The sequence below is a fragment of the Rhodoplanes sp. SY1 genome (assembly GCF_046000175.1).
Lineage (GTDB): Bacteria > Pseudomonadota > Alphaproteobacteria > Rhizobiales > Xanthobacteraceae > Rhodoplanes.
This window is the reverse complement of record NZ_JBEOMB010000015.1, coordinates 1-12,711: the sequence shown is the minus strand read 5'-3', so window position 1 is coordinate 12,711 and position 12,711 is coordinate 1. Positions and strand designations below refer to the sequence as shown.

General features: G+C 65.6%; 9 protein-coding genes. 2 read left to right on the top strand and 7 right to left on the bottom strand.

Going from position 1 to position 12,711, the window contains the following annotated elements:
- Window position 1 precedes the first annotated feature (1 nt).
- The 6 genes from ABTU92_RS05730 to ABTU92_RS05705 form a co-directional block, all read right to left on the bottom strand.
- Window positions 2-2,983, bottom strand: a complete 2,982-nt coding sequence (locus ABTU92_RS05730) for a type I restriction endonuclease subunit R (protein WP_408088532.1) — start codon at window positions 2,981-2,983, stop codon at window positions 2-4.
- Window positions 2,980-4,035 (bottom strand): macro domain-containing protein, encoded by a 1,056-nt coding sequence (locus ABTU92_RS05725; protein ID WP_408088530.1) that lies wholly within the window; start codon window positions 4,033-4,035, stop codon window positions 2,980-2,982. Before ABTU92_RS05725 ends, ABTU92_RS05730 begins: the two co-directional genes overlap by 4 nt.
- A gap of 17 nt (window positions 4,036-4,052) precedes the next feature.
- A complete protein-coding gene (locus ABTU92_RS05720) occupies window positions 4,053-4,700 on the bottom strand; it encodes a DUF4433 domain-containing protein (protein WP_408088528.1) in 648 nt (215 codons plus the stop codon).
- 63 nt (window positions 4,701-4,763) lie between these two features.
- Complete coding sequence (locus ABTU92_RS05715; RefSeq protein ID WP_408088526.1) at window positions 4,764-5,420, bottom strand: DUF4433 domain-containing protein; 657 nt, start codon at window positions 5,418-5,420, stop codon at window positions 4,764-4,766.
- Between the two features lie 2 nt (window positions 5,421-5,422).
- Window positions 5,423-6,757, bottom strand: a complete 1,335-nt coding sequence (locus tag ABTU92_RS05710; RefSeq protein ID WP_408088524.1) for a restriction endonuclease subunit S — start codon at window positions 6,755-6,757, stop codon at window positions 5,423-5,425.
- Window positions 6,754-8,736, bottom strand: coding sequence for an N-6 DNA methylase (locus tag ABTU92_RS05705; protein WP_408088522.1), 1,983 nt, complete (start codon window positions 8,734-8,736; stop codon window positions 6,754-6,756). The genes ABTU92_RS05710 and ABTU92_RS05705 overlap by 4 nt, the downstream gene beginning before the upstream one ends.
- Window positions 8,737-8,861: 125 nt before the next feature.
- Here ABTU92_RS05705 and ABTU92_RS05700 point away from each other — a divergent pair, with 125 nt between their 5' ends.
- Entirely contained in the window at window positions 8,862-10,466 is a 1,605-nt protein-coding gene (locus ABTU92_RS05700) for a phage portal protein (RefSeq protein WP_408088520.1), read from the top strand.
- Between the two features lie 38 nt (window positions 10,467-10,504).
- On the opposite strand, the gene ABTU92_RS05695 is transcribed toward ABTU92_RS05700, so the two are convergent.
- On the bottom strand, window positions 10,505-11,197 hold the full coding sequence (locus ABTU92_RS05695; RefSeq protein WP_408088518.1) for an endonuclease NucS domain-containing protein: 693 nt from the start codon (window positions 11,195-11,197) through the stop codon (window positions 10,505-10,507).
- A 111-nt stretch (window positions 11,198-11,308) separates the two neighbouring features.
- Here ABTU92_RS05695 and ABTU92_RS05690 point away from each other — a divergent pair, with 111 nt between their 5' ends.
- The gene (locus ABTU92_RS05690) at window positions 11,309-12,697 is read left to right on the top strand and encodes a S49 family peptidase (protein WP_408088516.1); all 1,389 of its coding nucleotides are present in this window, start codon (window positions 11,309-11,311) and stop codon (window positions 12,695-12,697) included.
- The last annotated feature ends 14 nt before the right edge of the window (window positions 12,698-12,711 follow it).

Below are 12,711 nucleotides of genomic sequence, written 5' to 3'. Positions count from 1 at the left end.
GTCAGTAGGTCAGCCCGAACACCGTGTCGGCGAGCCAGCGGCGGAAGGCCGGGTTGTCGCTGAACTGCTTGAACAGCTCGGTGTCGTCCTTCATCACGTTGACGATGACCCGTGACAGCGCCTTGTCGTGCTCGATGCGGGCATTCTGCTTGTCCGAGTTCTTCTTGGCGTTCTGGTAGGCCGTGTCGGCGGCGACCTTGTCCGGGATGTCCTTCGTGATCAGCTGGCGGACGCGGTCGCTGTCCTCCCAGGTGATGTTGCCCCACATCTCGTTGAACGACCGGAGAATGTTCGAGAGGCGGTCGATCTCCGCTTCTGGCCGCCGGCCGCCGCCGTCCGTCGGCACCGGGTCGATCTCGGCGTCCTGGTCGGCAAGCCGGACCTGCTCGGCGGCGCGCTTCTCGACCCGGTAGCTGTCCATGTCGATCGCTTCGAGAATCCCCTTGGAGAGGTCTTCTTCCTTCGGGGCGGGCAGCTTGGGCACGAGGAAGCTCAGGAAGATCGACAGCTTCTCCCATTCGGCGTTGGTATAGGGCAGGATCGTCGACAGGAAGCCGTAGGTGCGGACGAACGCTTTCGCCTGGCCCTTGAACTCGACCTGTCCATCCTCGTCGAGATGCTCCTTGTAGACGGCAACGCGGGCGTCGAGGATCGGGTCGAGCTTGTCGCGGTCGGCACCATCGAGATAGAGCGCCACGAACTGGTCGATTTGAGCCGTGCCATACACCTCGGCCGCATCGAGCGCGGATTTCAGGTCGTGCAGCTTGTTGGGGTCGGTCTCGTCGCTGAGGATCGTCGTCCGATAGTACGGCTCGAACGCCTTGCGGATGCTCTCGGCGTCGTTCTGGAAGTCGAGCACGAAGGCGTCGTACTTCTGGGGATGTGCGCGATTGAGCCGCGACAGCGTCTGCACCGCCTTCACGCTGGACAGCGGCTTGTCGACATACATGGTGTGCAGGAGCGGCTGGTCGTAGCCGGTCTGAAACTTGTCGGCGCACACCAGGAACCGGTACGGGTCCTCCTCGATCCGGTCGGGAATATCCTTGGACGGAAAGCCGTTCAGCGACGCTTCGGTCACCTTCACGCCGCCGTACTCGTGCTCGCCCGAGAACGCCACGATCGCCCGGTGCGGGCTCTTGCGCTCCGTCAGGTAGTCGCGAATGGCATGAAAATACTGAATCGCCCGCTCGATGCCGCCGGTCACCACCATCGCACGCGCCTGACCGCCGATCTTGCCGGCCGCCAGCACCTGCTCGTGAAAATGATCGACCATGATCTCGGCCTTGAGGCGGATCGCGTGGTGGTGGCTCTCGACGTAACGCCGCAGCTTCTTGGCCGCGCGCTTGGTGTCGAACTCCGGATCGCCTTCGATTGTCTTGACCAGCCGGTAAAAGCTGTCGACCGGCGTGTAGTTCTTCAGGACGTCCAGGATGAACCCTTCCTGGATCGCCTGCTTCATCGTGTAGCTGTGGAACGGGCGGTGCTTGACGGCACCCTCCTCCGGAACGGCGGTCCCGAAAATCTCCAGCGTCTTGTTCTTGGGCGTCGCCGTGAACGCGAAGTAGCTCGCGTTCGGCAGGAGCTTTCGCGCCTCCATGATGCGATTGATCTTGTCCTCGATGGTCTCCTCCTCTTCCGCCGCGCCGGCCGCGGACAGCGCCATGTTCAGCGCCGCCGCGGTGCTGCCGCCCTGGCTGGAATGCGCCTCGTCGATCACGATGGCGAAGCGCCGGTCGCGGTGCAGGGTGCCGATGTCGTCGAGGATGAAGGGAAACTTCTGGACCGTCGAGATGACGATCTTCTTGCCACTCTCGATGAAGCGGCGAAGATCGCCCGAGTGGTCGGCGTGCCCGACGGTGGCGCCGACCTGCGCGAACTGCTTGATCGTGTCGCGGATCTGCTCGTCGAGGATGCGGCGGTCGGTGACCACGATCACCGAGTCGAAAACCGGTGTCTGCTCGTTCCGCAACCCGACGAGCTGGTGCGAGAGCCAGGCGATGGAGTTGGACTTGCCGCTGCCGGCGGAATGCTCGATCAGGTAGCGCTGGCCGACGCCATGCTGCCGCGCATCGGCCAGCAGCGCACGGACCACGCCGAGCTGGTGATACCGCGGAAACACCTGCTCGCGCTTCACCTTGCCGGTCTTCGGGTCGCGTTTCTCGACGATCTGGGCGTAGTTCTCCAGGATGTCGGTCAGCGCCTGCGGCGTCAGGATGTCTTTCCAGAGATAGTCGGTTTTGATCCCGCCCTCGTTGGGAGGATTGCCGGCGCCGTCGTTCCAGCCGCGGTTGAACGGCAGGAACCACGACGCCTTGCCCTTCAGGTGCGTGCAGAATCGCACCTCGGCGTCGTCGACGGCGAAATGCGCGACGCACCGGCCGAACTCGAACAGCTTTTCGCGCGGGTCGCGGTCGCGCCGGTACTGCTCGATGGCGTCCTCGACGGTCTGCTTGGTGAGGCTGTTCTTCAGCTCGAAGGTCACGACCGGAAGGCCGTTGACGAACAACGCGAGGTCGAGCGCGTTGGCGGTCTCGGTGGCGCTGTAGCGGAGCTGCCGGGTCACCGAGAACCGGTTGGAGGCGAAGCGTTCGGCCGCCTTGGCATTGCCGGGCGACGGCGTGCCGTAGAACGCGGTGATCTCGTGCTGCTGGTGCTTCAGGCCGTGACGCAGCACGTCGACGATGCCGCGCTTGCCGATCTCGCCCTGCAGCCGGGCCAGAAACTTCTGCCGGGTCGGACCGTCGTGGTCGAGGTCTAGCGCCTCGACGAGCGGCGGCTGAGTGGCGGCGATGAAGGCGCGAAACTGCGGGAGGTCGATGGTCCAGGCTCGGTCGTAATCGGCGGGATTGCCGAGCCGCCAGTTGTGCAGCCCGACATAGGGCTCGGGATCTTCGGCGAATCCGCCCTCGTCCGGTCCCGTCCGGCCGGTCATCTGCGCGACGATCAGGGCTTCGAGCCCCTTCTCGGTCGTGTCCGTCGTCATCCGCTCACGGGATCATGGGAACCGAGCCACCCCTTCGCGGCGAGCACGTCCAGGGCGAGCTCGATCTGTCCGGCTGAAAACCGCTTCTTCCGCTCGTTCCAGGCGTAGGTGTGCGCGATCGCGGCGTCGAGCTGCACGGCCCCCTCGCGGGCGGCGACCCAATGGACGGTCGCCAGCAGCTCGAGGCCGAACGGTGTCTCGAAGCCCTCCACGAGATCGACCACCCGGTCGAACCGCGCCCGTGTCTCGGCGTGCTGCGCCAGGAACGCGTCCGCGTCCCCGACGGCGCCGGGCACCAGCTCCAGCGGCTTCTCGGGGGCATCGCCGCCGTCGGCATAGCCGGAGACGAGATGTCCCTCGACCGCCCGCAGCACATGACGGAGGTTTTCAGCATAGGGGCCGTAAAGCCCCTTCGTGTAGCTCAGCCTCAGCGGCTGCCCGGCCTCCTGCAGGAAGTACATCAGCTTGTGCACCTCAAGCAGAGTGACGAACGGGTCCATCAGCCCGCCGAGATAGCGATGCATCAGCCCGACCAGGGCGGCCCGGCCCTCGGTCATGCGCGGAACCTCACGGGAGGCCGTGACCGGCTTGGCGTCGGCCGCGGCATGCGGCTCGAAGACGACGACCCGGAGGCCGTCGAGCCCGCCGAGCGCCGCCTCGATCCGGGGCCGCACGGCGCGCCAGTCGAGCCCGCCCAGCCCGGCGCCGAGCGGCGGGATCGCGATCGACCGGATTTTTCGCGCCCGGATCTCGTCCGCCAAGGCCGCGAGGCCGGCGTCGATGTCCTCCATCCGGCTCTTGCTGCGCCAGTGCCGCTTGGTCGGAAAGTTCACGATGTACTTCGGCGCTAGCTGGCCGGTTTCGACGATGAACATCCGCCCGGGCTGCACCTCGCCGCGCGCACAGGCGGCCGCATAGGTCTTGAAATTCGCCGGAAAGGCATTCTTGAACTGGAGCGCGATGCCGCGCCCCATGACGCCGACGCAGTTCACCGTGTTGACGAGCGCTTCCGCGTCCGCCTGAAGAATGTCTCCGGTCCGGAATTCGATCATCGCGGCACCATACCGAATCAGTAGTACCAATCACTGCGGATTTCGACCCTTGGGTTGTGGTCGATTCCTCGGATTGTGTTGAAAACCTGCTGGGCAACGCCCTGCGACTGCACGCCGATCCGTTCGATCAGCGACCACGGGACGCTTTCGTGGACCAGGAACTCGGCCTGCTTGCCTTCCTTCACGTCGGCCGACCGGAAGTCCCTGTTGTGGACCGCAGGCCAGTTCACCTCGTCGAGCTGCCCGAGGTCCGATCGGAACTGGGTATAGGTCGCTCCGGCATTTGACAGCGAGAACGCCCACCGGCGGCCGGTCTCCTCCGCCGAGGCAACGACGCGGTGGAGGTCGAACTCCAGATGCACGATCGGCCCCTGTCCGCCGCGGTAGGCGAGTTCCTCGGCATTGGCGCAGTGGATGACGAACAGCATGATCGAGCGCGGGCAGAAGTAGAACGGCACGAAGTCACCGACCCTGGTCCCCGGATGGCACGACACCGGCAGCCGCAACCGCCGCGCCTTGATAGTGCCCATCCCGATCGTCGTGCCCGCTCCCTGCCGCCCGACCATCACCGCATCGGACCACAGGCAACCGTCAGCAATGATCGACGGCAGCCGGTCCGCATGGACGATGTGGTAGATTTTCGGGTGTGCAGGAGGCTGTGGCATCGTCAGTGCTTCGCCCCACGAGGCCTTCGATCACCGATCCCACTGGGCGCTATAGACCGCATACTAATAGTACCAGTCTGGCTTTACGGAAACCGAGGGCTGATGCGTTTGGCCTTTGAGAGCTTCCTCGACGCGTTGCGCGATCGCTCGGCTGTGAACTCCAATTTGCTCCACGAGGCTCCAAGCGAACGAGTCTTCGACCAAGAATTCAGCTTGCTTATCGTTCATCAGTGAGCAGACTCCGGTACCGCTCCATTTTAGCGCGTTGACCGCCGTCCAATTAATCTCCTTCAACTGCTTGAGATCGGAACGGCTCTCAAACTTTTCAGCACCTGCGTTTGAAAGCGTAAACGCCCACTTTTTCTGTTGCTTATTCGCCCAGGCAACAGCCGCGTGGAGATCCGCTTCCAAATGAATAATGTTCTGTTGGCCGCCTCGATATGACAGGTCAGGGGCGTTCGCGCGGTGGAGTATATAAAGCATCACGGACCGCGGGCAGAAATAGAAGGGCACGCAACCGCCGACGTGGATTCCAGGATGCGACGGAATGTTTAGCGAGCGTCGGCGCACCTTGATGGTGTTCATTCCAATGGTCGTGCCGGTCCCTTCTCGCCCGACCATCACAGTATCGGACCACAGGCAGCCGTCAGCGACGATCGACGCCAGTCTATCGACATGGACGATGTGGTAGATCTTCGGGTGTGCGGGCGGCTGCGGCATCGTCAGACGGCGGCCTCCTCGGTATCGACTTCGCCGACGGATTCTTCCAGGTCATCCTCGTCGAGGTCTTCGACGGTCTCAACCTCTGTGGTCTCTGGTAGGCTCGCCGCCGCCGCGCGAACGTCGAGCTTTCCGGTGACGACGTCGGCGATCAGGCGCATGCGCAGTTCTTGAACTAGCGCAACCTCATGTTCGAACCGTGAAATCGTTTCATTTAGCTCTTGAGATAGACGTTCAATTCCCCGGACGATTGCGATCTGCTCCTCATAAGGAGGAACCGGAACGATGATATCGAATAAGTCCTTCCGATCGACACCAGGGACTGCTGATTTGCCGGAGTGGTCTGCCTTTGAAATCGTGCACAGTAGATAATAGCACCAGAGTCGATAGTTGTTATGGAAATTCGTTACAAAGAGGGATGTATTGTGAGGCCAGAAATCTTTCTCGATGTAGAATACGGCGTTTGTCGAGCCGTATCGTCCCATGACGACGCCCGGGCCGCGCGAGCGAGTCTCTGCGTGATGGTCGATAACCCCGCCGGATGAGACCACCGGATAAGGCCCCGAAACTCGTCTTTCTGCGGGCAGATCGTATCCGCGCTGGAGCCGTGTTGCCCACTTGAGTCGCTTCACCTGCCAGTGTTCGGGTACTTGGCCGAGCCAATCGGTGCCCGAGGGCTTGCGCGCGACAGCAGCGTCGAATCCGCCAGTGACCGCTCGTCGGATAATCAACTGTCTTTGTTCATTCAGAAGCGTAATCAGTTTCTTCTTGGCTCGGATCAGCTTGGCTGTTTGTGCCCCGTGCCAGTCCAGAAATTGCACGATCAGCTGCTGCTCCTCCGCAGGTGGAACACAACAGGTAATCTGCTTGAACGACTCCCAGTAGAGCCGGTTGCGATCCGGAACGATGCCGCGGGAGTAGGTCTCGACCTCGCGCATATAAGCCGCTGTTCGGAACAGGTTGGCGAAGTAAGGTGCGAAGGTGTCCTCTCGCGGCCGAACGACCACATAGGCCGGGCTGACGAGGCCATCGGTCGGCACTACACCGACGGCGCCCTGCCACATGCGCATCATGTTGTAGGCGAGGTCGCCCTTGGCCGCGCGCTGATATTTCGACCGGTCCGTCATCTGCTGCTTGCGGGGGCCGTTCTCCAGGTCGCGAACCCGCACGCCGGTCCGAAGCGAGACTTCGAGAATGGGCAGGTCCGGATACCTGGTCTCCTTACGAATTCCGAACAGCCGGCCGTTCCGCCGCACGTCCCAATGCGCCGGCACCTCGGGCAGCCACGCCAGCCCGGTCGGCTTCATGTCCGGATACGGCCGAAGTCCCTCGATCACGGTGCGGCTCCGATGATCTGCTCCAGCAGGCCTTCGGTCTCCTTCTGCGCGGCGAGAATGTCGGCCCGAATCTCGGCGAGCGAGCGCAGCGGCTGCGGCTTGTAGAAGTACCGCGTGAAGTTGATCTCATAGCCGATGGTGGTCTTGCCGGCGTCGACCCAGGCGTCGGGGGCGTGCGGCAGCACCTCGCGGCGGATGAATGCCGCGATGCCGCCGGGCTCGGTCAGCGGCACCGTCTCGGTGTCGCGCAGCTCGCTGTCGGGCTCGTACTCGACCACGCACGGCTTGCCGGCGATGGTGAGGCGGAACAGTCCGTGCAGCGGATCGGCCTTGGCCTTGCCGCCCTTGTGGATGCGGCGGATCACCGGCAGCCCGTCCTCCGCGATGCGGCCTTCGTCCTTCAGCGCCTTGATCTCCTTCGGCGTGTAGGCGCGAGCCCCGTCGATGCCGCGCGCCCGCAAGGGCCGCTCGACCGTCACCTTGGAATAGCCGAACGCCGCGTTGTCGAAGATGCGCGACTGCTCGGTTTCCTCGAATTTTTGGAACGTCTCGACGATGCGGTCGATGTCCGGCTCGTCGAGCTCGCAGTTCTTCTTGCCGAGGTTCTTGCGCAGCTGCTTCGACCACGCGGTCGCGTCGATGAGCTGCACGCGGCCGCGCCTCGGCTCCGCCTTGCGGTTGCTCAGCACCCAGACATAGGTCGCGATGCCAGTGTTGTAGAACATGTTCAGCGGAAGCGCGACGATCGCCTCCAGCCAGTCGTTCTCGATGATCCAGCGCCGCACATTGCTCTCGCCGCTGCCGGCGTCGCCGGTGAACAGCGACGAGCCGTTGTGCACCTCGGCGATGCGGCTGCCGAGCGGCGTGCCGTGCTTCATCTTCGAGAGCATGTTGGCGAGGAACATCATCTGCCCGTCGCTCGACCGGGTGACGAGGCTGTACTCGGCATCGTCCGCGTGGGTGACGACGAAGCGCGGATCCTTGATGCCGTCCTTGCCGCCCATCCGCTCGAGGTCGCCCTTCCAGCTCTTGCCGTAGGGTGGGTTCGACAGCATGAAATCGAACTCCCGCGACGGGAACGCGTCGCGCGCGAGCGTCGACCATTCCGGCCCGCCGACGATGTTGTCGGCCGCCGCGCCGTCGCCCTTCAGCAGCATGTCGGCCTTGCAGATCGCATAGGTCTCGGCGTTGATCTCCTGGCCGAACAGGTGGGTGGAGACCTGCTTGCCGCGCTCGGCGGCGAGCTGGTCCAGCGTCTCTTCCGCGAGCGTGAGCATGCCGCCGGTGCCGCAGGCGCCGTCGTAGAGCAGGTAGGTGCCCGATTCGATGCGGTCGACGACGGGCAGGAAGATCAGCCGCGCCATCAGCTTGACGACGTCGCGCGGGGTCCAGTGCTCGCCGGCCTCCTCGTTGTTCTCCTCGTTGAACCGGCGAACCAGCTCCTCGAAGATCGTCCCCATGGCGTGGTTGTCGAGACCCGGGTGCTTCACCGAGTCGTCGCCGTTGGTCACCGGGGTGGGGCTGAGATTGATGGCGGGGTCGAGGAACTTCTCGATCAGGGTTCCGAGCGCATCCGCCTTGGAGAGGCGGGGGATCTGGTTGCGGAACTCGAACTTCTCCAGGATGTCCTGGACGTTGGGCGAGAAGCCGTCGAGATAGGCCTCGAAGTCCGCCTTGAGCTGCTGCTGGCTCGCCCGGCCGCGCAGATCCCGCAGCGTGAACCGCGACGTGTTGTAGAAGTCCTGGCCCGCGGCCTGCCGCAGGGCGGCGTCCTGGTTGGTGATGCCCGCCTTGTCGAGCCTGGCCTTCATGGCGATCACGTCGGGCTTCTTGGGCTCGAGCACCGCGTCGAGCCGGCGCAACACCGTCATCGGCAGGATGACGTCCCGGTACTTGCCGCGCACATAGAGGTCGCGCAGCACGTCGTCTGCGATGCCCCAGATAAAGTTGGTGATCCAACCGAGATCGCCATTGGTCATGATGGTTGCTGTCCGTTCTATTTGCGAACGACTTCCGTGAGGCTTGTGACTACTGTGCAAGCGTACGTCAGGCTTTTGATTCCGCAACGTAACCGGTGATAGCGCTGCTGGTCGATCGAGTCATCATGCCTTTCCACTCCCTCGTCGACCCCTCCGGTGCTCCGTTGCGCCCGCGGGCCGAGGCGCCGTTCGTCGGGGCGTCGCGGACGCATCAGGATCTCGTGGCGTGGTGGCCGCGACGGGTGTCGCCGGTCACGGCGCTGCCGCAGGCCGACCGCGACCTGCTGACCGACCGCATCGCCGACCAGGCCCGCAACGACGGCTGGGCCTCGGCCGGCATGGACCGGCTGGTCGACAACGTGATCGGGGCGGGGTGGGGGCTCAACGTCACCCTGCCGCGCCGGCGGCTCGGGCTCACCGAGCAGCAGGCGGCCGATCTCGCCGGCTCGATCGAGGAGGCCTTCGACGAGTGGGCGAGCGATCCGGAGAGCTGCGACGCCGGCCAGCGCCTCGGCTTCGGCGGCCTCCTGGCGCTCGGGTACCGGCACGGCGTGCGGGACGGCGAGGCGCTCGCCGCCATCTCGTTTCTGCCGCGCGGCGGCGCCTGGGCGACCGCGGTCGAGATGATCCATCCGGCCCGCCTGGCGCAGCCCGACTTCGCCGCCGAGACCACAGCGTTCCGGCAGGGCATCGAGCTCGGGCCGACCGGCGAGCCGGTCGCCTACCACGTCCGCGTCGCCCATCCGGCCGACGGGCTCGGCTATGCGTCGGGCACCTTCGCCCGGCTGCCGCGCAGCGTGAACGGCCGGCGCTTGGTGGCGCACGCCTACGAGGCGCGCGAGGCCGGGCAGATCCGCGGCGTGCCGCTGTTCGCGCCGGTGGTGAAGAAGCTGCGCATGCTCGGCCGCTACGACGAGACCGAGCTGCAGGCCGCGCTCCTCAATGCTTCGATGGCGACCTTCATCACCTCGCCGTTCGACCACGAGGCGCTCGCCGAGGCGCTCGGCGCCGGCGACGGGAAGGCGCTCGACGGCGCCATCGCGGGCTATCTCGCCGGAAAGCTCGGCTACTGGAAAGACGCCCCGCCGATCCATCTACCCGGCGCCGCCGTCAACTTCCTCTATCCGGGCGAGCGGGCCGAGCACACGCCGCCGACCCACCCGAACGCCGTGTTCGAGCACTTCGTGCGGGCGGGGCTGCGCCATGTCGCCGCCGCGCTCGGGCTCTCCTACGAACAGCTCTCGGCCGACTGGGGGCAGGTCAACTATTCGAGCGCCCGCGCAGCATTGCTCGAGGTCTGGCGCGGCTTCTCCCGCCGTGCCGCCCTCTACGCCACCGACTTTGCCCAGCCCGTCTATGTGCGGTGGCTGGAGGAGGCGGTGGTGCGCGGCCGGGTCGCGCTGCCGGCCGGCAGCCCCGCTTTCGCGGAAGCGAAAGCGGCGTGGACCCGCTGCCGCTGGCGCATGCCGGGCCGCGGCTGGGTCGACCCGCTGAAGGAAGCCGATGCCGCCGCCGTCCGCATCGGACTCGGCGTCTCGACCCTCGAGCGCGAGGCGGCCGAGCAGGGCCTCGACTGGGAAGAAAACCTCCGCCAGCGCGCCCGCGAGCTCGCCGCCGCCCGCCGGCTGGAGGAGGAGTATGGGCTGGAGGCGGGGACGCTGGTCGAGAACCGCCGCGATCGGCCTGACGTGATCAGGGGGGCGGTTCCTGACGAAGCGCCTTCACCGTAGAGCAGAACGGCAACGAGTGAGCGATGGAGACGGAGCGCTCATTCGAACTTCTTGCCGATAGGAATCTCGTGGGCCGGCTTCAAGTTGAACGAAATCTGATACTCGAACAAGAATACATTTGGGACGACGGTTCTTGCGAACCGCAGCTGATTGCCGACTGATTTCGATACGATGACGCCGAAGACGTCTTTATTGGTCCCGATCGTTTGCTTCAGCCAACCCATGTATCTGGCAAGCTGCCCGATCGCGCGATCATGGCTGTTGGCTCGCTTCAGCTCGAAGACGTAGAACGAGCCATCCTTATCGGTTGCGAGAATGTCGATCGGCCCGATGGCGGTGCGATACTCGACACCCTCTCCGTTGTCGTCCTCGTAGAGCCGTAACGACTTTCCATTGATGTTGATGGTGCTCAGGTTGTCGGCGATGAAGTCGCGAAGTTGGTATTCGAAAGAGAACGTCGGTTCTTCATTTTCTTCGGAGTCTTTGGACCCACCTTCCCCGATGTCTATTCCGGGGGGCGGGGTCATCCGAACCTCGCTCGGCGTTTCCTCCATGATCCAACCGAGCTTCCGCAACTCCGATCTGATTTTGTGAGATGTACTGTCAGTGGGGTTAGACTTGAGGTTCGGCGGCATCCGCTCGGGGTGGAGTCTCAACCAGTCCTTCATCGGATACGTATCGATTCCACCATCTTGCCGCGGCAGAACAACAAAATGGCGTTTGATCGACATTTCAGGTCTCGCTCGGGATTGGCAGCTTCGAGTTCTGCGATTGTGGGTGTGAACGATTACCAATGGCTGAAGCAAAGTCGAACGCAGTTTCCTTGATTGTGGTTTGAACGCATGGGACCAGATTATAAGGCAGCCGCCGCGCCTTGGCCGGCGGCGCTCTCGGCGCGGCCGCTGCTCGTCTACGAACCGCACGCGCTCGCCGTTCGCGACGCCGTCCTCGAAGCGGAGCGCCGGCTCGCTGGCGACCAGGCGTTGCTCGCAGCCGCGTCGCCCGCGTCGGGGCAGGGGGACGCGCCGCGTTTCCGCGCGGTCGACGGCGTCGCCGTGGTCTCTATCTCCGGTGTGCTGCTGTCGCGCGGTGACTTCTTCGGCGAGGGCGCGTCATACACCTCCTACGGCGCGATCGTCCGCGAGGTCGGGCGCGCCGCCGTCGATCCCGCGGTGCGCGGCATCGTGCTGGCGATCGGGTCACCGGGCGGCGTGGTCGAAGGCGTGCTGGCGGCCGCCTCCGCCATCCGCGAGGCGCGAGCCGCAAAGCCGGTGGTCGCCCATGTCGGCAGCCTCGGCGCGTCGGCGGCCTACTGGCTCGCCGCCCAGGCCGACGAGATCGTGCTCGCCGACGATCTGAGCCAGGTCGGCTCGATCGGCGTCTACACGCTGCACATGGACTATTCCCGGCTGCTCGCCGAGGCCGGCATCGACGTCACCGTGATCGCGAGCGGCCGCCACAAGGTCGACGGCCATCCGTTCGCGCCGCTGCCCGACAGCGTGCGCGCCGCCATCCAGGCCGAGGTCGACGACCTGCGCCTGATGTTCGCCCGCGCGGTCGCCGACGGCCGGCCCGAGCTCACCGCCGATCTCGCGCTCGCCACAGAGGCCCGGGTGTTCCGCGCCCTCGATCCCCGTACCGGCGACCGTGAGGCGATCACCCACAAGCTGGCCGACCGGGTCGAGCGCCTCGACCGGGTGATCGGCGCGCTCTCCGGCGCCGGCCGCCGGTTCCAACCAGGAGGTGCCTCGATGTCAGGACAGACCAGCACGCCGGCGGCTGCGACGCCGGTCCCCGGCGCAGCGGCGCCCGCTGCGGCTCCGCCCGGCGCTGCCGGCGGATCGCAGCCGGCCACACTTTCGGCCGCGCCCGCGAGCGATCCGCTCGCCGTGGCCCGCGAGGAGGGCCGGGCGATCGGCGTCGGCGAGGGCGAGACCCGCGGCATCGCCGCCGAGCGCAGCCGCATCGCCGGCATTCTCGGCCACGCCGAGGCGCAGAGCCGCGACGCGCTCGCCCGCCACTTCGCCTTCGAGACCGCGATGCCGGCCGACCAGGCGGTCGCGGCCCTCAAGGCCGCCCCGAAGGCCGAGGCCCAGAAGCCCGATCCGTTCGCCGCGCTCGCCGCCGTCGCCCCCGCCGCCGTGCTCGGCGCCCCGCCGGCCGGCGCCCCGAAGCCGGCCTCCGGCCTCGCCGCCGCGGTCGACGTCGAGATCGCCCGCGCGAAGCGCTAGAGCGGTTCCCGATC

What these genes read in the sequence shown, in the direction of transcription:
- ABTU92_RS05730 (WP_408088532.1), bottom strand. Translation starts at nt 2,983, where the DNA reads ATGACGACGGACACGACCGAGAAGGGGCTCGAAGCCCTGATCGTCGCG.
- ABTU92_RS05715 (WP_408088526.1), bottom strand. Translation starts at nt 5,420, where the DNA reads ATGCCGCAGCCGCCCGCACACCCGAAGATCTACCACATCGTCCATGTC.
- ABTU92_RS05700 (WP_408088520.1), top strand. Translation starts at nt 8,862, where the DNA reads ATGCCTTTCCACTCCCTCGTCGACCCCTCCGGTGCTCCGTTGCGCCCG.
- ABTU92_RS05720 (WP_408088528.1), bottom strand. Translation starts at nt 4,700, where the DNA reads ATGCCACAGCCTCCTGCACACCCGAAAATCTACCACATCGTCCATGCG.
- ABTU92_RS05705 (WP_408088522.1), bottom strand. Translation starts at nt 8,736, where the DNA reads ATGACCAATGGCGATCTCGGTTGGATCACCAACTTTATCTGGGGCATC.
- ABTU92_RS05725 (WP_408088530.1), bottom strand. Translation starts at nt 4,035, where the DNA reads ATGATCGAATTCCGGACCGGAGACATTCTTCAGGCGGACGCGGAAGCG.
- ABTU92_RS05690 (WP_408088516.1), top strand. Translation starts at nt 11,309, where the DNA reads ATGGGACCAGATTATAAGGCAGCCGCCGCGCCTTGGCCGGCGGCGCTC.
- ABTU92_RS05695 (WP_408088518.1), bottom strand. Translation starts at nt 11,197, where the DNA reads ATGTCGATCAAACGCCATTTTGTTGTTCTGCCGCGGCAAGATGGTGGA.